The sequence below is a fragment of the Lysobacter sp. P5_C4 genome, assembly GCF_054049695.1.
On sequence record NZ_JBFULX010000001.1, the window covers coordinates 572,424 to 590,346 of the forward strand.

A 17,923-nucleotide genomic window follows, 5' to 3' on the forward strand; every position below is an offset into this window, starting at 1 on the left:
ATGAACGACCACCCTGCCGCGCGGCGCGACATCGTCGCCATCGGCGCTTCGGCCGGCGGTCTCCAGGTCTTGTTGGAGTTCGCCGCCTCCTTGCCGCCGGCATTTCCCGCGAGTGTGCTGATCGTCATGCACATCGGCGCGCACCCCAGTACGTTGCCGGAGTTGCTCGCGCGCGCCGGGCCGAACCCCGCCGCGCATGCGACCAACGACGCACGACTCGAACATGGCCGCATGTACGTCGCGCCGCCCGACTGTCACCTGATGCTCCACCGCGGACGGATCGCGCTGTGGCATGGCGCCAAGGAGAACCACGCGCGGCCCGCGATCGATCCGTTGTTCCGTTCGGCGGCGATCGCTTACGGCCCGCGCGTGATCGGCGTCGTGTTGACCGGCAGGCTCGACGACGGGACGGCCGGGCTGCAGGCGATCAAGGCTTGCGGCGGGCAAACCGTCGTGCAGGACCCCGACGAAGCCGAAGAACGCGACATGCCCGCCAGCGCGGTGGCCAACGTCGCGATCGATCACGTCACCACGCGCACCGGCCTGGCGGGATTGCTGACGTCACTCGTCACGCAGCCCCTGGTCGACACGAACGCAACGCCCGTCCCGGACGCGCTGCTTCGCGAACATCACCTCAGCGTATCGGAGGGCAATGCCATGGAACATCTGGAGGCCATCGCGACGCCCTCCAGGATCACCTGCCCGGATTGCAACGGCGTGTTGTTTGAACTGCGCGACCAGCATCCGCGTCGGTATCGCTGCCACACGGGGCATGCGTACACGGCGGGAACGCTCGCGGCGAACGCCCCCGCCTGAGCTTCGCAGCGGTTTGCCCAGCCGCGTATCAGCGGCGGATACTGGGGCATCCGCTTCGGCCCGACGCCTCGATGACGACTTCGCCCGACAAGCCTCGCACCACCAGCAAGCCCATTGCGAAGGCGAAGGGCACCACCGACGAGGCACGCCCGCGCGAACCGGAGCTTCCGCTGGTGGTCGGCCTCGGCGCGTCGGCCGGGGGACTGGAGGCCTTCTGCGCCTTCTTCGACCACGTGCAACCCGGCGGCAACATCGCCTATGTGCTGGTGCAGCATCTCTCGCCCGACCACTCGAGCATCCTGGGCGAACTGATCCAGCGCCACACGCAGGTGCCGGTACACGAAGCCACCGATGGCACCGCCGTGCTGGCCGGACACATCTACGTCATCCCGCCCGACGCCACGCTCACGATCCACGACGGGCTGCTGCAGCTGAGCAAGCCTGCGCCGCCGCGGCAATATCGTTGGCCGATCGACAGCTTCTTCGAGTCGCTTGCGCAAGACCAGGGCGACAACGCGGTAGGCATCGTGCTCTCCGGCAGCGGCAGCGACGGCGCGCGCGGTTTGCGTGCGATCAAGGAGCGCGGCGGTCTTGCCCTCGCCCAGGCGAGCGTCGACCACGTCGCGATGATCGGCATGCCGGCGAGCGCAGCGGCGACCGGCATGGTCGACGACGTCCTGCCCGTGCAAGCGATGCCCGACCGGCTGGCCGCGCACCTGGAACACTTGCGCCGCACGCGCGCAAACAAAGGCCCCGACGGCACGCGTCAGGACCTGGCCGCGCACTTGCAGACCATCGCCGGCATGTTGCGCGCGCAGGTCGGCCATGATTTCAGCCAGTACAAGGAAAAGACGCTGGTGCGCCGCATCCAGCGGCGCATGCAGGTGGCGCAGACCGATACGGTCGAGGGTTACATCGCCTTCCTCCAGGACAACCCGCGCGAACTCGACAACCTGTTCCGCGAACTGCTGATCGGCGTGACCGAATTCTTTCGCGATCCCGAAGCCTTCGAGGTGCTGCAGGACCAGGCGATCCCGATGCTGCTCGCCGACCGCACCGCGGCCGACACGCTGCGCGTCTGGATCCCCGCATGCGCGACGGGCGAGGAGGCGTACTCGATCGCGATCGCGTTGTCCGAGGCGATCGCCCATCGCCGTGGCGGGCCGAAGGTGCAGATCTTCGCCACCGACATCGACGACCGTGCGATCAACAGTGCGCGCGCCGGGCGTTTCCGCGGGCCGCTGCCGGGTGTGTCGGCCGAGCGGCTGGAACGTTGGTTCGTGCAGGACGGCGACTACTACGTGGTCGTCAAGCCGATCCGCGAAATGATCGTCTTCTCGCCGCACAGCGCGATCAAGGATCCGCCGTTCTCGCGCGTGGACCTGATTTCCTGCCGCAACCTGCTGATCTACCTCAACAGCGAACTGCAGGAGCAGGTGATCCGCACCTTCCATTACGCGCTGCGTTCGGCAGGCGTGTTGATGCTCGGCCCGTCGGAGAGCCTCGGTCGCAACACCACGCTGTTCTCGGTGCTCGACAAGAAGCACCGACTCTACGTCCGGCGCGACGACAGCCACGGCGCGCTGCCGGTGATCGCCTCGCGCAGGCTGACATCGGTGGACAGCGGCGCGCGTTCGTTCGCGAGCATGCGCACCGGCGGGACGGAAGACATCATCGATCGCAATGCGCGCCGCGCGCTGGAGCGGCATGCGCCCGCGTACGTGGTCGTCGATGCCAACCACGACGTGCTCCGATTCTTCGGCGATACCGGTCGCTATCTCGGGCCGACGTCGGGCACGGCGAGCCTCAACCTGTTCGTGCTGCTGCACAAGGGGCTGCGCGCGCCCGCACGCACGGCGTTGCAACAGGCCGCCGCGCGCCAGGCCTCGGTGATGCAGGAGGGCGCGATCAGCGGACGCGGCACCGAGCGCATCCCGGTGCGCCTGATCGCCGAGCCCATCCACGAACAGGACGAACAGCGCGATGACCGCGGTTCGAACCTGTTCGTGCTGATCTTCAAGGAACTCGCGCCCGCGGTGAAGCCCGGCGAGCCGCCGACCGCGGCCGAAGGCAAGCGCGCGGCCCGCGGCGATGTGCGTCGGGTGCAGGAACTGGACCTCGAACTGGCGACCACGCGCGACCAACTCCACACCGCGATCGACGAACTCGAGACAGCGAACGAGGAGATGAAGTCCGCCAACGAGGAATACCAGTCGGTCAACGAAGAATTGCAATCCTCCAACGAGGAACTGGAAACCTCGAAGGAGGAAATGCAGTCGATCAACGAGGAACTGCAGACGGTCAACGTCGAGCTCAACAGCAAGAACGAGGCGCTAGGCCGCCTCAACAGCGATTTGCAGAACCTGCTGGAACGCACGCAGATCGCCACCCTCTTCCTCGATTCCTCGCTGCACGTCAGCGGGTTCACGCCCGCGATCAGCGACCTGTTCCATCTGCGCGAAGGCGACCACGGCCGCCCGATCACCGAGATCACCGCGCGCATTCCGTACGCGCAGCTCAAGGCGGACGTCAAACAGGTGCTGCGCACGCTGGCGATGGTCGAGCGCGTGTTGCCCGGCGGCGTCGACGGCGCGGTATACCTGTTGCGCATGCGCCCGTATCGCACGACCGACAACGTCATCGACGGTGTCGTGCTCACGTTCATCGACATCACCGAACGCCAGCAGCTCGAATACGAACGCGGGCGCCTGGCGGCGATCGTCCTCTCTTCGCAGGACGCAATCATCGGGCACTCAACAAACGGCACGGTCACCAGTTGGAATGCCGGCGCCGAACGGATGTTCGGCTATCCGGCCGCCCGCGCGATCGGGCAATCGCTCGGGACATTGCTGCGGTCGGAGGCCGAAGACGACAAACAGGCCCTGGTGGTGGCAGGTGCAGGCGAACCGGCGGAAGAACGCCTGATGACCTGGCAGCGCCAGGACGGCTCGCAACTCGCGGTGTCGGTGCGCAGTTCGCCGGTGCTGGATCCGAACGGCGTGGTGATCGGCGGCTCCACCATCGCGCGCGACGTGACCGATCGCGAACGGTTGTTGAGCGAACTCAACCATCGCGTGAAGAACACGCTCGCCACGGTGCAGGCGATCACCACGCAGACGCTGGCGAACGCGAACGACCTGGAAGCATTCAAAGGCGATTTCTTCGCCCGCCTGCACGCGCTGTCGCGGTCGCACGATCTGCTGGCGAAGGAAAGCTGGCGAGGTGCCGACCTGGGGGCGCTGCTGCTTGAAGAACTGGCGCCCTACGCTTCCGGCCGCGACGCAGCGCCCGACCTGGCGGGGGAAACGGTGCGCCTCTCCGCGCGCGAAGCGCTCGCGCTGGGCATGGCGCTGCACGAACTGGCGACCAACGCCGCGAAGCATGGCGCCTTCTCGCTCTCCGGCGGCAACGTCCGCGTGCGGTGGAAAGTCCGCCCGCGCGACGCGGTCCGATGGCTCCAGGTCCATTGGGAAGAGCGCGACGGGCCCGCCGTGGCGACGCCTTCACGCCGCGGCTTCGGCACACGCTTGCTGAACGACGGCATTCGCCATGAATTGGGGGGCAACGTCACTCTCGACTTCGTCCCCACAGGCTTGTCATGCATGATCGAGTTTCCGCTCAAGGAAGGCGCCATGACGTGATCGACACGGCTCCCTTGCCCGAGCCGGGTGCCCACCGCCCTCGCCTGCTGATGGTCGAGGATGAGATGTGCCTGGCGATGGTGCTGAGCGACCTGCTGGAAGACGAAGGTTACGAGGTGGTCTCTGCCGGCCGCCTCGCCGACGCACAACGCGTCGCAACCCAACGCTTCGACGTGGCGATCCTGGACATCAATCTCGGCGGCGACCTGGTGTATCCGGTGGCGCGCACGCTGCACGAACGCGGCGTGCCGTTCGTGTTCGCGTCGGCCTACGGCGCATCCGGCTTGCCGGCGGAATTCCGCGGTGTGCCGGTCGTGCAGAAACCCTATTCGGCACAAGCCATTTCCCACGCGATCGCCGGCCTGCTGTCAGGCGATCGCGGCACGCGCAGCTAGCGGGACACCATCGCGATTTCGGCGCGGAGGACTTCAGCGTTCGCGTCGGCCCACATCGAGAGGTAATGCACGGCGGCCGCGCGCGTGTTCGTCACGCGCGTGCCGCGGAACGGCCACGGTCGGAACAGGCGTGTGATCGCGTACCAACCGCGTTCGGCGTCGTCGGGCGTGACTTCGGCCACCGGCACGCGGGCGCTGCCGTTGTTGTAGTAAAGCGTCGCGCCGACATGGGGCGCCCAGAAATCAGCCAGCGACCATTCGAAACCTTGCGGAAGCGGCAATCCGCAACCCGGGTCGTAACCCAGGCGCAACGCGAGGTCCGGTTGCAACACGGCATAAAAGCGATCGTCCACGGCTTGCTCGATGCGCTCTGCCAGGTCGGGCGTCAACCCGTCGGTTTCGAAGGTCCCGCAATGGCGCAGCGGTCCATGCCCGCGCTCGGCCTCGCGCGAGGCTTTCATGCAATCGGGCACCAGCACCAATTCCCCGCGCCCGGTGTAGACGCTGCACCGCATGGTTCCGCTCGCCAGCTCTTCGGGGGAGGGAAATTCTGGGACGCGTTTTGCTAAACCGGCGTGAACCTTCACGCGGCGAACGCATTGCCTCGACGTCGCTGAATGCGGCGGCGGCGATCTGTGCTTTCGCACAGCGGCCTTTGGCAGAATTCCCCGAAACCCGCCGCCTACCCTTGCGTATGACCCCACCGGATACCCGCGTCATCGTCACCTTCGTCGGCGGCCCCCTGCACGGCCTGCAGCAGGTCCTGGATGCGCCACCGGCGCAGCTCTGGCGCGACCTGCCCAATGGCTCGGCGCTGTTGTACCAATGCCGGTGGCAGTCCGCCGATGGCAATCGCCGCGCGGTCTATTCGCCGGTCGCGATGTCCGAACACGCCTACCGCGAATTGCTGCAGACTGTGTCTCTCGAACTGCCCGAAACGCGGTCCTCCCACGACGCCCCCGCCCGGCAAGCCGGCGGCACGCCCTGAGCCGGAGGAGGAAATCCATGCCCTGGTCGATTCAATCCCTGGACGCGCGCACCATCGAGGTGCGTTACACGGGCGTGGTCGGCTACTTCGAGCGTGCGCAGGCCGTCGAACGTGCCGCGCGCGAACTGCGCGAAGCGAAGGCCGACCGGCTGCTCGTCGACTTCACGCACGCCACGCCCGTCGAGGAAGACAAGGCCAATCGCGCGGACTTCATCGCGCGCACGATCACGCACCTGGCCATTCCGACTGCGCGCGTCGCCCTGGTCGGCGTGCCGAGCGTCTTCGCGTTTCCGGCGCAACTCGCGTGCGAGATCCGGCACATTCCGGCGCGCATGTTCGAGACGCGCGCACAGGCGCTGGAATGGCTGGCGCTCGAAGCGATCGAAGTCGCCCCCGCGAAGACGCCCTAGCCGGGCCGGTCGTTCGGATAGACCGACGCGCGCACGGGGCGCACGCGCACCACATCGCCCACGCGCGGCACCTGCGCATCCTGCGTGTCGGGCAAGTCGAGCTCCATCGTGCGCGCCTGGCCCGCACACTCGAGTTCGGCAGTGATGCGGTCGGCGCGACGGAACAGGTCGACCACCTTCGCGGCGAATCCTTCGCCTGCGTTGACGATGGCCAGATCGTGCGGCCGCGTCATCAGCACGGCGGGACCGGCGTAATCGCCTTCCATCGGCAAGGCGAGCGGATGGCCTGCCATGTGGAATCGCCCCTCGCGCACTTCGCCTTCCAGGCGGTTCGCGCGGCCGATGAATTCAAAGACGAAGGGCGAGGCGGGCGCGCGGTGGATCTCGTCGACCGATGCCACCTGCTCGATGCGGCCGTCGCGCATCACGACCACGCGGTCGGCGAGTTCGAGCGCTTCTTCCTGGTCGTGCGTGACGAAGACCGTCGTCTGGCCGGTCTGCTCGTGCAGGCGCCGCAACCAGCGACGCAATTCCACGCGGACCTTCGCATCGAGCGCGCCGAAGGGTTCGTCGAGCAACAACACGCTCGGCTTGATCGCCAGTGCACGCGCCAATGCGACGCGTTGTTTCTGGCCGCCGGACAACTGGTCGGGATATCGCCCGCCGAGTTCCGGCAACTGGATCAGCGCGAGCAATTCGTCGACGCGCTTCGCGATCTCCGGCCGCGAGGGACGTTGCGCACGTGGCCGGCTGCGCAGGCCGAAGGCGATGTTCTCGGCCACCGTCATGTGGCGGAACAGCGCGTACTGCTGGAACACGAAGCCGACGTTGCGCTCGCGCAAGCGCATCGACGTCGCGTCGGTGTCGCCGAAATGCAAGCGCCCCGCATCCGGATGCAGCAGGCCCGCGATCACGCGCAGCAAGGTCGTCTTGCCCGATCCGGAGGGACCCAGCAACGCGACGAGCTCGCCCGACGCGATGTCCAGGTCGACCGCGTCCAGGGCCGCCACCCCGGGGTAATGTTTGGCGATGCCGTTGAGGTGCAGGTCCATGCCGGCTCAGTGTCTCCGATGGGCGCGCGCGAGCGCATCGCCGTGGCGCGCTTCCAGCCAGAAGCGCACGACGAGCGTCACCAGCGCCAGGCCCGCGAGCAGTGAGGCGACCGCGAAGGCCGCCGTCGAATTGAATTCGTTGTAGAGGATTTCGATGTGCAGCGGCAAGGTGTTGGTCAGCCCGCGAATATGGCCGGAGACTACGGACACCGCGCCGAACTCGCCCATCGCGCGCGCGCTGCACAACAGCACGCCATACAGCAGCGCCCACTTGATGTTCGGCAAGGTGATGCGCCGGAACATCTGCCACGGGCCTGCGCCCAGCGAACGTGCCGCGAGTTCCTCTTCCGTGCCCTGCTGTTCCATCAGCGGAATCAATTCGCGCGCGACGAACGGAAAGGTGATGAACATCGTCGCCAGGATGATGGCCGGCCGCGCGAACAGGATCTGCACGCCGTAGTGATCGATCAGCGGCGCGAACCAGCCGGTCCGCCCGAACAACAACACAAGGCACAAGCCCGCCACGACCGGCGAGACCGCGAATGGCAGGTCGATCAGCGCGAGCAGGATGCGCTTGCCGCGGAACTCGAAACGCGTCACGGCCCACGCGGTCGCAAGGCCGAAGAAGGCGTTGAGCGGAATGACCACGGCCGCGGTGATCAGTGTCAATTCGAGCGCCGAACGCGCATCGGGTTCGATCAGCGCGGCGAACCACACCTTCACCCCTTGCGAGAATGCCGCGCCGAGCACCATCGCCAGCGGCATCACCAGCAGCAAGGCCATGACGAGCACGGCCAGCGCGGTGAGGCCCCAACGCAGCCAGCGCGGTGCCTGCAAGGGATCGACGGGGGCGCCCTTCTCAAACATCGCGCTTCCTCGCGAACAAGGCGGGAATCAAGGTGTTGATCGCAATCAGGCACACGAACGACGCGGCCAACAACAAGGCCGCGATCGCGACCGCACCGTCGTAGTCGTATTCCTCCAGGCGAATCGTGATCAGCAGCGGTGCGATCTCCGTCTTGAACGGCAGGTTACCCGCGATGAAGATCACCGATCCGTATTCGCCGAGCGCGCGCGCGAAGGCGAGCGAGAAACCGGTGAGCATCGCGGGCGCGAGTTCGGGCAGCACGACGCGGCGGAACGTGGTGAAGCGGCTCGCACCGAGCGATGCCGCCGCTTCTTCCTGGTCGCGGCCGAGAACCTCCAGCACCGGTTGCAGCGTGCGAACCGCGAACGGCAATCCGATGAACACCAGCGCGATCACGATGCCAGCGGGCGCGTACGCGATCTTGTAGCCGTAGGGTTCGACGAAGCGCCCGACCCAACCGTTCGCCGAATAGATCGCCGTCAGCGCGATGCCGGCGACGGCCGTCGGCAACGCGAACGGCAAATCGACGAGCGCATCCATCAGTCGGCGACCGGGGAACCGGTAACGCACGATCACCCAGGCGACGAGCGCGCCGGCGAGCGAAGCGATCACCGCCGCGACCGCCGATGCACTGAAGCTCAACACCAGCGACGCACGGACCCGCGGATCCTCGAGCACGCGCATCCAGCCTTCGCCGCCCAATCCTGCCGACCGCAGGACGAGTGCGGCCAGCGGCAGCAAGACGATCAGCCCGAGCCACGCCATGCCCAGGCCCAGGCTCAATCCGAAACCGGGGAGCGGATTGCGCATCCGCCGCGACAGCCGTGTTGCGACGACCGACATCGCTCAGCGGCCCGTGCGATAGATCTGGTCGAAGAAACCGCCGTCGGCGAAGTGCGCCTTCTGCGCGTTCTTCCAGCCGCCGAAGGCGTTGTCGATCGTCACCATCGGCACCTTCGGGAAGCGCGCGAGGGCCGCGGCCGACACACCTTCCGGTTCGGCCGGGCGATAGAAATGTTTCGCCACGATCTGCTGGCCCTGCGGCGTGTAGAGGAACTTCAGGTACGCCTCGGCCTGCTGGCGCGTGCCGTGTTTGTCGATGTTGACATCCAGCCACGCGACCGGCGGTTCAGCCTTGATGCTGAGCGTCGGCACGACGATCTCGAACTTGCCGCGCGTCTGCGCATCGGCCTGCGCGAGCAGGGCTTCGTTTTCCCACGCGATCAACACATCGCCGATGCCGCGTTCGACGAAGGTCGTCGTCGCGCCGCGCGCACCGGTGTCCAGGACGGGCACGTTGCGGAACAACTTGCCCATGTAGTCGACGACCTTCGGGCCGCTGCGATATTCGCGCGAGGCCCACGCCCACGCGGCGAGATAATTCCAGCGTGCGCCGCCGGAGGTCTTCGGGTTCGGCGTGATCACGGCGACGCCGGGGCGCGCGAGGTCGTTCCAATCCTTGATCTTCTTCGGATTGCCCTTGCGCACCAGGAACACGATGGTCGAGGTGTACGGCGCGCTGTTGTGCGGCAGGCGCGTTTGCCAGTTCGCCGGAAGGAGTCTGGCCTTCTCGGCGATGACGTCGATGTCCGCGGCGAGCGCGAGCGTGACGACATCTGCACCGAGGCCGTCGATCACCGCGCGCGCCTGTTTGCCCGAACCGCCGTGCGAGGTGCGCAGGTTGACCTCTTCGCCGGTCTGCCGTTTCCACTGCGCGGCGAAAGCGAGGTTCACGTCTTCGTAGAGTTCGCGCGTGGGGTCGTAGGACACGTTGAGCAACGTGGTTTTCGCCGACGCGACACCGGCGAGGAGGACAAGCGCAAGCGTCGCGAAAAAGGGCTTCGTCATGGCGGGGGCCTCAGAAGGAGAATTGCGCGCGGGTCAGGAGGATATCTTCGGCATCGCGTTCGATGCCGCCGGGTGCCGCGTCGAAAGTCGTATGCAGGTAATCGGCGACGAGCTTGAGGTGCGAGTTGAGATACCAGTTGAAACCGGCGCCCCAACTTCGCGCGCCGGCCGCGGCCGTGAGTGGGTTGGCGTAGAGCGGGAATGCGCGGTCGTCGATGTCGAGTTCGCCGTAACGCGCCGTGAGTTCGAGTGCGCCCCAGCCGCTTTCGCCGAGGGCGAAGGGATTGTCGGGCTTGGCGACGCCCTGGTAGGTTGCGGGTTCGCCTGTGAGCGTGAAGTTCGTGCTGATCTGCCAGGCGCGGTTGTCGATCGCATCGGTCACGCCGTTGCGCGCAACCTCCTGCTGCGAGGCGATGTATTCGCCCAGCACGCCGAAGCGACCGGCGTACCAATACAGTTGCGGCGACCAGCGGTCCTGCGTGCCGGCGGCGGCGACGTCGCTGCGATAGCTGAAAAACGTCAGTTGCCCCGGCGTGCGGTAGCGGGGAAGAAAGTCGGTGCCGGTGCCGTTCTTGTCGCCGTGGGTGGCCGCCAGGCCGAAGCCGAGGCCGGACAACGCGCCGTCCCCGCCCTTCCACGGCTCGAAGAACACGCGCGCGGCGAGTTCGAAATCGCCGTCGGGGTTCGTCGATGCACCATCGCGTCCGTCGACCGTGCCGTTGTACACGCCCAATGCGTAGGACAAGCCGGGGCCGTCGAACTTGCCCTGCAATTGCACGCCGACGTCGCGGCCGGGCGCGAGTTCGGAGGGCAGCCCGTTTTCGACCTGGCTTGTCGTCGCGCTGGATTGCAAGCGCTCCAACCCGAGCGGCACCTTCGTCTTGCCCACGCGCACCGTCGCGCGCGGATCCAGCCGGACATCGACGTAGGCATCGACCGTGCTTGCCGAATCGCCGGCGAATTGCCCGGTGAAGCGATACGCGAGCAACGGACCGAAGTTGCCTTCGATCGTCGGTTCCAGGCGGCGCAGGAGGAAGGTGTCGTCCTGCACGATGTTGTCGTCGAACCAGTGGCGGCCGTCGTACTGGAACAAGGCGCGCAGGCGCAATTCGGAACCCCCGCCGACCGACGACTTCCACGACAGGCCCTTGTCGTCGAAGGAAACCGTGGGCGTGTCCGCAGCCTTGGCTTCCTTCGCGGGCGTCGGCGATGGCGATGGCGTTGCGGGCACGGCTGCAGGCTGCGCGGCGAGTTTCCGCTCCAGCACGCGCAGGCGCTGGTCGAGCGAGGACAGGTCGGCGGGGGGTTGCGACGCCGGCGGTGTTTGCCCGAGCAGGGCTTCGAGGCGACGCACGCGCGCTTCGATGTCCTGCAGGGTTTGCGGGTCTTGCGGTGTCGGCGGATCGGCGGCGCGCGCTTGCGGCATCACGAAGCCGCAGGCAAGCGCGAGGGATAGCGGAACCAAAGCACGGACCATCGGGTGTCTCCCCTGCGGGGTGGGATCGCCTCCGGTGGTCCGGTCGGCCGGTTGTGGGCAGCGCGTCAACGCTGGTCGAATCGGGTCTTCTCACTGCGGACGATCTGGACGATGCGCGATCCGTGCACGGTCACCTCGACGGTGCCGAACGCGGTGTCGCGGATGGCGCGCAGCACTTCGGCTTCAGGGTCGGGCAGGTTCGTCTGCGGGTCATTCGCTGGGCGTGATGGCGTGGCGTGATTCATGCGGAGAACTCGACTGCGTGGAGGGGATGCGCGCGGTCGTGCAGCGCCTGCAACGTGCAGGTGTCGAGCACCGAGGCGAGCGCTTCGCGCGCTTCGCGCATCAGGCCGCGCACCGCACAGCTTTCGGGGTCCTTGCAATCGGCGCATGGCGCATAAGCGGTGACGCTGGCGCAGCGCACGGGTGCGAGCGGCCCATCGATCGCACGAATCACATCGCCGACCACGATCTCCTCCGCCGGCCGCGCCAGCGCATGCCCACCGGCCTTGCCGCGCGCGCTGCGCACGAAACCGGCGCGGCGCAGGTCGACCAGGATGGCTTCGAGGAACTTCACCGGGACGTCCGCACGGGCCGCGATGGCCTTGGCCTGCAAGGATTCGCCGCGCGCGCCCGCCAGCGCGCACATCGCTCGAATTCCATACCTGGCCCGGTTGGTCAGCATTTCCTATCTAATTGATATGAAAAGCCGGTGAGCGTCAATACCCTCTCGTCGGATCGTTTCCCGCTTGCGTGCCCGGCCCCCGGCGGCGTATTGCTGGCGGCACGCAAAGGAGGCCGGGATCATGCGACTTCGGGGATCGATGCTGGTGTTGTCGGCGGTTTGGCTCGCCGCGTGTTCCAACAATGGCTATGTCACCTTCCGCGGGGCCCTGCTCGTTCCGACACCGCGCCAGAGCGAATGCCGGCTGTCGCTGCCGCAGTTCAAGGGCACGCCGGACGAAGGCGATTACACGCGCAAAGTCAACGCGACGCTGTTCCAGGAATCCTTTCCCATCGACAAGAACGTGCGCGACTACGAGGTCGTGATCGCGTGCGCCGGCTATCGGCCGCTGACGCGGCAAGTGCACCTGGACGAAGGGGTGTTTGCGGTGGACATGGGGAACGTGGTGCTCACCCGCGAGTGAGGCCGGCTCAACCCAGTCGCTTGCGCAACGCGTCCAACTGCATGTCGCCTGCGCCACCCGGCGAGAGACGCACCGAGAGACTCGTTGCGGGGTCGCCCTGCGCCCATTGCGCCGGATCGGCGGCCTGTTTGTAGGCATCGCGGAACGGCATGCCCTGCCGGGCCAGATCGACGGCAAGATCGGTGGCATACATCGACGGATCGATCGCTTCGCGCATGCGCGCCACGTTCCAGTCGAGGTTGCGCAACAGGTCCGGCAACAGCGCGAGCGCGGCCAGTCCCTTGCCGAAGCCATGGAACAACGCGCCCTTGGTGATCTGCAGGTCGCGGTGATAGCCACCGGGCAAGGACAACAGGTGTTCGATCTCGCTGCGCGCGGCAGCGACGCTTGCGTAGGTCCCGCGCATCAACTCGACGACGTCGGGATTGCGCTTGTTCGGCATGATCGAACTGCCCGTCGTGTATTGCGCAGGCAACCGCAGGAAACCGTATTCGGCGGTCGTGAACAGGCTCAGGTCCCAGGCCAGGCGACGCAGGTCGCCCATCGCGCTGCCGAGGGCTTCCAGTGCGGCGAGTTCGAACTTGCCGCGCGAGAGTTGCGCGTACATCGGGGAGACCTGCATGCGGGCGAAGCCAAGCGCTTGCGTGGTGTGCGTGCGATCCAGCGGCAGGTTCACGCCGTAACCGGCGGCCGTGCCGAGCGGGTTGGCATCGACCCACGCGCGCGTATCGGCCGCACGCTGCGCGTTGTCGATGAAGGCTTCCGCCCATCCGGCCCACCACATGCCTGCCGAGGAGACGACGGCGCGCTGCAGGTGCGTGTAGCCCGGCATGGGAAGGGCGGCTTCCGCCTGTGCGCGGTCCAGCGCGACGCCAGCGACTTCGCGACAGAGCAACTGCACGGTGTCGAGTTTTTCCTTGAGCCACAGTCGCGTCGCGACCAGCACCTGATCGTTGCGACTGCGGCCGGCATGGATGCGGCGACCCGCATCGCCGAGGCGTTCGGTCAGGCGCGCTTCGATCGCCGAATGCCCGTCCTCGAAACGTTCGTCGAGCACGAATGCACCGCTTCGGAAGTCTTCGGCCAGCACCGACAACGCGTGTTCCAATGCCGCCAGGTCCTCCGCCGTCAGCATGCCGATGTTCGCCAGCCCCTGCGCATGCGCGCGGCTGGCGGCGATGTCGTACAGGAAGAAGGCGCGATCGAGCAGCACGTCGTCGCCTGCGAGGAAGGCCTGGATCTGCGCATCCACCTGGACGCCCGGCTTCTGCCACAACAGGTCGCTCATGCCGCCTCCGCGTGCGTGTCGATGGGGATGCCGGCGAATTCGTCGAAGCCGAACGCCAGGTTGAGATTCTGCAGCGCCTGCGTCGCCGCGCCCTTGAGCAGATTGTCTTCGGTGGCGACGACGACGAGCCGATGCGCGTCTTCGGAAAGCGTGAATCCACCGAGTTCGACGTGTTGCCGGCCGGCGATGCGGCTCACCCAGGGCGCCGCATCACGCACGCGCACGAGCGCTTCGCCGGCGTAAGCCTCGCGGTAACGGGCGAGGACCGCTTCGCGATCGAAGGCCGTCCGCAAATGCAGGTTCGCCGTGATGGTCAATCCGCGGAAGTGCGGGGCGACATGCGGCATGAATTCGACCGGATGCTGCATCTGCGCGCTGACCTCGCGCTCGTGCACGTGGCCGGTCAACGCATAGGGGATGAGGTTGTCGCGCAGCGTGTCGGGGTCGTTCTTGTCCGACGGCGTCGTGCCGGCACCGGAATATCCCGAGACGCCGAAGCATTGCACCGGGCCGTCGAGATATTCGCGCATCGGCGCGATCGCGAGTTGCATCGCGGTTGCGTAACAACCCGGGTTGCTGATCCGGCGCTGCCCCGCATGGCGCGCGCGCGTGAGTTCGGGCAAGCCGTAGTACCAGGCGGGATCGAATCGGAAGTCCGCCGAAAGATCGATGATGACGGGATCGGCGATGGCCGGATCGACGTCGGCGAAATCGAAAGCCGCCACGCACGCCGCGGCCTTGCCATTCGGCAACGCGAGGACGACCGCGTCCGCACCCAGCGTCGGCAAGTCTTCGGTCGCGGGTGCGCTGTAACGCAAGGCGCCGCGATACGCCGGTTCGAATTCGGAGACCAGGCGCCCGGCGCGCTCGCGGGAAGACACATAGGCCAGATCGAAGCGCGGATGCCCGCAGATCAGCTTGATCAACTCGGTGCCGACGTGGCCGCGCGCGCCGACGATCCCGATGGTCGCCTTGCCGCTCATGCGTAACGCCCCAAACGGCCGATCAGGTTCTGCTTCACCGCGGCCCATTCGGCATCGATGATCGAGAAGTTCACCGTGTCGCGCAGCGTGCCGTCGCGATGGCGGACGTGGTTGCGCGTGATGCCCTCTTCCTTCGCGCCGAGGCGCGCGATGGCGGTGCGCGACGCGAGATTGAACCAACTCGTCTGCAAACCCACCGATGCGCAGTGCAGCGTTTCGAACGCGTGGCCCAGCAACAACAGCTTGGCCTCGGTATTCAGCCCCGTACGTTGCACGCTCGCCGCATACCAGGTGTAACCGATCTGCAGGCGCGGGACGTCGGGCGCGAGTTCGTAGTAACGCGTGGTGCCGACCACCCTGCCCGCGCCGTCGCGGACGATGAAGGCGAGCTGCTCGCCCTTCGCCTGCTTCGCCAAGGCGCCTTCGATGTAGGCCTCGACATCTTTCGCCTCCGGCACGTTCGTGTACCACAGCGCGTACAGGCGCCCGTCTTCCACCGCGGCGCGCAGGCCCTCGGCGTGCGCGGGCACCAGCGCTTCCAGCGAAACATGGCGGCCGCGCAGCGTGGGCGGCGTCGTCCAATCGGCGGTCGTCATGCTGCGTCCTCCAGGGTGGCGGGGCGGCCCGCGCAATGATCGACGCAGCGCGCGATGGCGTCGAGTGCGTCAACTCCGTACCAGTACACATCCCAGCGCGGTTGCTTCAGGCAGCCGTCGCTTTCGGCGAAATAGAAGGCGTTCACCGGGTTGCCGCGGCGCGAGCGCCAGAACAGGCGCGGGTTCTCTTCGCGCATCACGCTCCACACCGCGCGCCCGAGGCCCTCGCCCTGCGCCTCGTCGAGCACGGCGAACTTGTCGAGATACACGCCCGCGTCTTCCTGCGTGAGGATGACCGCGACGCGGTAGTTCTCGCTCACGTAGGCACGGTGCAGCTGCGTGGTCTCGAAGTATTGCGGCAGCAGCTTGCGACCGAACGCCGATTCGATGAGCGTGCGCAGGCGTTGCAGGTCCAGTTGGCCCCAGTGCGTGGCCGTGAGCACGCGTTCGCCGCGCCGCACGAGCGTGCCCGAACCGGTGTGCGTGAACAGTTCCTTCGCCAGTTCCGCCGGCCGCGTGATCGAGATCGACGAGGACAAGGGCAAGGTGTCGAGCAAGGCCTTGATCTGCTCGATCTTCACCTTCATCCCGCCATGGATCCATGGCTGCGCGATGAGATGGTCGTACTCGGTGGACAGGTTGATCGAATCGATGACATTGCCCGCATCGTCGAGCAAGCCGCCGGTGCCCGTGAGGAACACGATCTTGTACGGCTGCAGTTTCTGCACGAGTTCGTTGGCGGCGAAGTCGGCGTTGATGTTGAGGATCTGCCCGCCCGCGGTTTCGCCCAGGCTCGCGATCACCGGGATGGAACCCGCCTGCAGGCTGGCCTGGATCGGTGCGAGCTCGACGCGCTTCACTTCGCCGACCAGGCCCAGGGTGTCGCGATCGAGATAGTCGGCTTCGAACACGCCGCTGACGATCGACGTCGCGCGCGCATCCTGCGCCTGCAGCGCTTCGACGAGCTTGAGGTTCTGCGCATGGAACACGCGACGCACGATGGCCAGGGCTTCGGGTGAAGTCACGCGCAATCCGTGCACGGTGCGCTTTTCGATGCCGGCGGTGGCGAGCGCTGCGTCCAGTTGCGGGCCCGCGCCATGCAGCACGATGGGCGTCAGGCCCACGTCCTGCAGGAAGGCGAGCGAGGAGGTCAGCGCTTCGAGGTCGTCGCGCAGCACCGCGCCGCCGACCTTAACGACGGCGAAGCGCGCCGCATCCAGTTGCGAGAAGCGCTTGAGGTACTGCGAGATTTCCTTCGCACCGGCCATGCTCGAAAGCAGTCGGACGATGGTCTGGCGGGTCTGCGGGTCGTGGATGTGCATGATGTTCATGCCTGGAGGATGCGCACGATGGAATCGGTGTAACGCTGCAACTGGTCGAGGGCGACCCATTCGTCGACGGTGTGCGCCTGCGCGATGTCGCCGGGACCGTAGACGAACGCGGTCATGCCCGCGCGCGAAAACAGCGAGGCTTCGGTCCAGAAGTCGACCGCGTTGCCGATGGGCAGGCCGAGTTCATCGGCGAGATCGCGTGCTTCCAGGCGGTGCGCCTCGGCGGCCGCGACATCGCCCGCAGGCAAGGACGGACCACGAAAGGTTTCTTCGTATCGCGCAAGCGCGCCCGGTTCTGCGAGGCGGCCGAAAGCATCGTGCAACTGCTCGAAGGCCATCGACGGCAACGGACGGAAGCCGAAGCGCACTTCCGCGCTCGGTGCGATGACATTCGCCTTGATGCCCCCTTCGGCGCGACCGACATTGAACCGCAGCCCCGTCAGCCCGCCGAAGCGCTGGTGCGATTGCGACTCGACATAATCCAGCGCGCGGCTGCCCCAGCGCATCGCGTGATGCAACGCGCTGGTATGCAGCGCATCGGCACCGGAGGCGTGGCCGGCCTGGCCTTGGAAACGCAGCACGACCGAACTGATGCCGCGATGGGCGAGCACCGCTTCGCACTGCGTCGGTTCGGCGATGATCGCTTCGGCGAAACCGTGTTCGCTCCCGAGGAAGGCGTCGATGCAGCGCGGGTCGTTCGCCTCTTCGTCGCTGCTGAAGAGGAACGCGGCATCGCCCTTCGTCGCATTGGCCGCGGCGATCAAGCCCGCCGCCGCGCCCTTGATGTCGCATGCGCCCAGGCCGATCGCGCGGCCCTTCGCCACCCACAGTCGATGCGGCGGGCGTGTCCAGCCCGCGGCGTTCGGCACGGTGTCCAGGTGGACGTTGAACACGCGGCGCGGCGTGCCGCGCACGGCGAGCAGCGACACCGCGCCTTCGCCGTGATCGGTGACCGTGCAGCGGAAATCCGGCAGTTGCGCGCGCAGGTAGTCGAAGATGCCGCCGGTGGTGATCGCGCGCGGGGGATTGCGCGTGTCGAAGGACACGAGCGCTTCGAGATGGCGAAGGACGTGGTCGAGCAC

19 protein-coding genes are annotated in these 17,923 nt (G+C 66.9%); 6 read left to right on the top strand and 13 right to left on the bottom strand.

Annotation, left to right across the window (positions count from 1 at the left end; all coding sequences use genetic code 11):
* The 3 genes from ACXJJ8_RS02665 (at position 1) to ACXJJ8_RS02675 (ending at position 4,852) form a co-directional block, all read left to right on the top strand.
* A complete protein-coding gene (locus tag ACXJJ8_RS02665) occupies positions 1-816 on the top strand; it encodes a chemotaxis protein CheB (RefSeq protein WP_499026748.1) in 816 nt (271 codons plus the stop codon).
* A gap of 71 nt (positions 817-887) precedes the next feature.
* A complete protein-coding gene (locus ACXJJ8_RS02670) occupies positions 888-4,457 on the top strand; it encodes a chemotaxis protein CheB (protein WP_499026749.1) in 3,570 nt (1,189 codons plus the stop codon).
* Positions 4,454-4,852, top strand: a complete 399-nt coding sequence (locus ACXJJ8_RS02675) for a response regulator (protein ID WP_499026751.1) — start codon at positions 4,454-4,456, stop codon at positions 4,850-4,852. The genes ACXJJ8_RS02670 and ACXJJ8_RS02675 overlap by 4 nt, the downstream gene beginning before the upstream one ends.
* Here the strand turns inward: ACXJJ8_RS02675 and ACXJJ8_RS02680 are convergent.
* The gene (locus ACXJJ8_RS02680; RefSeq protein WP_499026752.1) at positions 4,849-5,367 is read right to left on the bottom strand and encodes a hypothetical protein; all 519 of its coding nucleotides are present in this window, start codon (positions 5,365-5,367) and stop codon (positions 4,849-4,851) included. The two genes, ACXJJ8_RS02675 and ACXJJ8_RS02680, sit on opposite strands and share 4 nt — an antisense overlap.
* Before the next feature lie 179 nt (positions 5,368-5,546).
* Between ACXJJ8_RS02680 and ACXJJ8_RS02685 the strand changes: the two genes are divergently transcribed.
* Both ACXJJ8_RS02685 and ACXJJ8_RS02690 read left to right on the top strand, forming a co-directional pair.
* A complete protein-coding gene (locus tag ACXJJ8_RS02685) occupies positions 5,547-5,840 on the top strand; it encodes a hypothetical protein (protein WP_499026754.1) in 294 nt (97 codons plus the stop codon).
* A gap of 17 nt (positions 5,841-5,857) precedes the next feature.
* Positions 5,858-6,250: a hypothetical protein gene (locus tag ACXJJ8_RS02690; protein WP_499026755.1), complete on the top strand. Its 393-nt coding sequence runs from the start codon at positions 5,858-5,860 to the stop codon at positions 6,248-6,250.
* On the opposite strand, the gene ACXJJ8_RS02695 is transcribed toward ACXJJ8_RS02690, so the two are convergent.
* The 7 genes from ACXJJ8_RS02695 to ACXJJ8_RS02725 all read right to left on the bottom strand — a co-directional run bounded on the left by ACXJJ8_RS02695 (position 6,247) and on the right by ACXJJ8_RS02725 (position 12,180).
* Complete coding sequence (locus tag ACXJJ8_RS02695) at positions 6,247-7,302, bottom strand: sulfate/molybdate ABC transporter ATP-binding protein (protein ID WP_499026757.1); 1,056 nt, start codon at positions 7,300-7,302, stop codon at positions 6,247-6,249. The two genes, ACXJJ8_RS02690 and ACXJJ8_RS02695, sit on opposite strands and share 4 nt — an antisense overlap.
* 6 nt (positions 7,303-7,308) lie before the next feature.
* The gene (gene cysW / locus ACXJJ8_RS02700; protein WP_499026758.1) at positions 7,309-8,169 is read right to left on the bottom strand and encodes a sulfate ABC transporter permease subunit CysW; all 861 of its coding nucleotides are present in this window, start codon (positions 8,167-8,169) and stop codon (positions 7,309-7,311) included.
* Complete coding sequence (gene cysT / locus ACXJJ8_RS02705; protein WP_499026760.1) at positions 8,162-8,980, bottom strand: sulfate ABC transporter permease subunit CysT; 819 nt, start codon at positions 8,978-8,980, stop codon at positions 8,162-8,164. The genes cysW and cysT overlap by 8 nt, the downstream gene beginning before the upstream one ends.
* 36 nt (positions 8,981-9,016) lie before the next feature.
* On the bottom strand, positions 9,017-10,018 hold the full coding sequence (locus ACXJJ8_RS02710; RefSeq protein WP_499026762.1) for a sulfate ABC transporter substrate-binding protein: 1,002 nt from the start codon (positions 10,016-10,018) through the stop codon (positions 9,017-9,019).
* Between the two features lie 10 nt (positions 10,019-10,028).
* A complete protein-coding gene (locus ACXJJ8_RS02715) occupies positions 10,029-11,444 on the bottom strand; it encodes an OprO/OprP family phosphate-selective porin (protein ID WP_499026764.1) in 1,416 nt (471 codons plus the stop codon).
* Between the two features lie 116 nt (positions 11,445-11,560).
* Positions 11,561-11,740, bottom strand: coding sequence for a YezD family protein (locus ACXJJ8_RS02720; RefSeq protein ID WP_499026765.1), 180 nt, complete (start codon positions 11,738-11,740; stop codon positions 11,561-11,563).
* Complete coding sequence (locus tag ACXJJ8_RS02725) at positions 11,737-12,180, bottom strand: RrF2 family transcriptional regulator (RefSeq protein WP_499026766.1); 444 nt, start codon at positions 12,178-12,180, stop codon at positions 11,737-11,739. Before ACXJJ8_RS02725 ends, ACXJJ8_RS02720 begins: the two co-directional genes overlap by 4 nt.
* Positions 12,181-12,301: 121 nt before the next feature.
* Between ACXJJ8_RS02725 and ACXJJ8_RS02730 the strand changes: the two genes are divergently transcribed.
* Positions 12,302-12,643: a hypothetical protein gene (locus ACXJJ8_RS02730; protein WP_499026767.1), complete on the top strand. Its 342-nt coding sequence runs from the start codon at positions 12,302-12,304 to the stop codon at positions 12,641-12,643.
* 7 nt (positions 12,644-12,650) lie between these two features.
* Here ACXJJ8_RS02730 and argH read toward each other — a convergent pair whose 3' ends face one another.
* From argH to ACXJJ8_RS02755, 5 genes are read right to left on the bottom strand one after another with little or no spacing between them, the layout of a single operon-like run.
* Positions 12,651-13,931 (bottom strand): argininosuccinate lyase, encoded by a 1,281-nt coding sequence (argH, locus tag ACXJJ8_RS02735; RefSeq protein WP_499026768.1) that lies wholly within the window; start codon positions 13,929-13,931, stop codon positions 12,651-12,653.
* Positions 13,928-14,914: an N-acetyl-gamma-glutamyl-phosphate reductase gene (argC, locus tag ACXJJ8_RS02740; RefSeq protein WP_499026769.1), complete on the bottom strand. Its 987-nt coding sequence runs from the start codon at positions 14,912-14,914 to the stop codon at positions 13,928-13,930. The genes argH and argC overlap by 4 nt, the downstream gene beginning before the upstream one ends.
* Complete coding sequence (locus ACXJJ8_RS02745; protein WP_499026770.1) at positions 14,911-15,510, bottom strand: GNAT family N-acetyltransferase; 600 nt, start codon at positions 15,508-15,510, stop codon at positions 14,911-14,913. Before ACXJJ8_RS02745 ends, argC begins: the two co-directional genes overlap by 4 nt.
* Positions 15,507-16,841, bottom strand: a complete 1,335-nt coding sequence (locus ACXJJ8_RS02750; protein ID WP_499026771.1) for an acetylglutamate kinase — start codon at positions 16,839-16,841, stop codon at positions 15,507-15,509. Before ACXJJ8_RS02750 ends, ACXJJ8_RS02745 begins: the two co-directional genes overlap by 4 nt.
* Positions 16,838-17,923, bottom strand: a complete 1,086-nt coding sequence (locus ACXJJ8_RS02755) for an acetylornithine deacetylase (protein WP_499026772.1) — start codon at positions 17,921-17,923, stop codon at positions 16,838-16,840. The genes ACXJJ8_RS02750 and ACXJJ8_RS02755 overlap by 4 nt, the downstream gene beginning before the upstream one ends.

Excerpts from the sequence above, each read along its gene's own strand:
- ACXJJ8_RS02730 (WP_499026767.1), top strand. The coding sequence starts at position 12,302 with ATGCGACTTCGGGGATCGATGCTGGTGTTGTCGGCGGTTTGGCTCGCC.
- ACXJJ8_RS02725 (WP_499026766.1), bottom strand. The coding sequence starts at position 12,180 with ATGCTGACCAACCGGGCCAGGTATGGAATTCGAGCGATGTGCGCGCTG.
- ACXJJ8_RS02665 (WP_499026748.1), top strand. The coding sequence starts at position 1 with ATGAACGACCACCCTGCCGCGCGGCGCGACATCGTCGCCATCGGCGCT.
- ACXJJ8_RS02670 (WP_499026749.1), top strand. The coding sequence starts at position 888 with ATGACGACTTCGCCCGACAAGCCTCGCACCACCAGCAAGCCCATTGCG.
- ACXJJ8_RS02685 (WP_499026754.1), top strand. The coding sequence starts at position 5,547 with ATGACCCCACCGGATACCCGCGTCATCGTCACCTTCGTCGGCGGCCCC.
- cysW (WP_499026758.1), bottom strand. The coding sequence starts at position 8,169 with ATGTTTGAGAAGGGCGCCCCCGTCGATCCCTTGCAGGCACCGCGCTGG.
- cysT (WP_499026760.1), bottom strand. The coding sequence starts at position 8,980 with ATGCGCAATCCGCTCCCCGGTTTCGGATTGAGCCTGGGCCTGGGCATG.
- ACXJJ8_RS02710 (WP_499026762.1), bottom strand. The coding sequence starts at position 10,018 with ATGACGAAGCCCTTTTTCGCGACGCTTGCGCTTGTCCTCCTCGCCGGT.
- ACXJJ8_RS02715 (WP_499026764.1), bottom strand. The coding sequence starts at position 11,444 with ATGCCGCAAGCGCGCGCCGCCGATCCGCCGACACCGCAAGACCCGCAA.
- ACXJJ8_RS02680 (WP_499026752.1), bottom strand. The coding sequence starts at position 5,367 with ATGCGGTGCAGCGTCTACACCGGGCGCGGGGAATTGGTGCTGGTGCCC.
- ACXJJ8_RS02745 (WP_499026770.1), bottom strand. The coding sequence starts at position 15,510 with ATGACGACCGCCGATTGGACGACGCCGCCCACGCTGCGCGGCCGCCAT.
- argH (WP_499026768.1), bottom strand. The coding sequence starts at position 13,931 with ATGAGCGACCTGTTGTGGCAGAAGCCGGGCGTCCAGGTGGATGCGCAG.
- ACXJJ8_RS02720 (WP_499026765.1), bottom strand. The coding sequence starts at position 11,740 with ATGAATCACGCCACGCCATCACGCCCAGCGAATGACCCGCAGACGAAC.
- ACXJJ8_RS02750 (WP_499026771.1), bottom strand. The coding sequence starts at position 16,841 with ATGAACATCATGCACATCCACGACCCGCAGACCCGCCAGACCATCGTC.
- argC (WP_499026769.1), bottom strand. The coding sequence starts at position 14,914 with ATGAGCGGCAAGGCGACCATCGGGATCGTCGGCGCGCGCGGCCACGTC.
- ACXJJ8_RS02690 (WP_499026755.1), top strand. The coding sequence starts at position 5,858 with ATGCCCTGGTCGATTCAATCCCTGGACGCGCGCACCATCGAGGTGCGT.
- ACXJJ8_RS02695 (WP_499026757.1), bottom strand. The coding sequence starts at position 7,302 with ATGGACCTGCACCTCAACGGCATCGCCAAACATTACCCCGGGGTGGCG.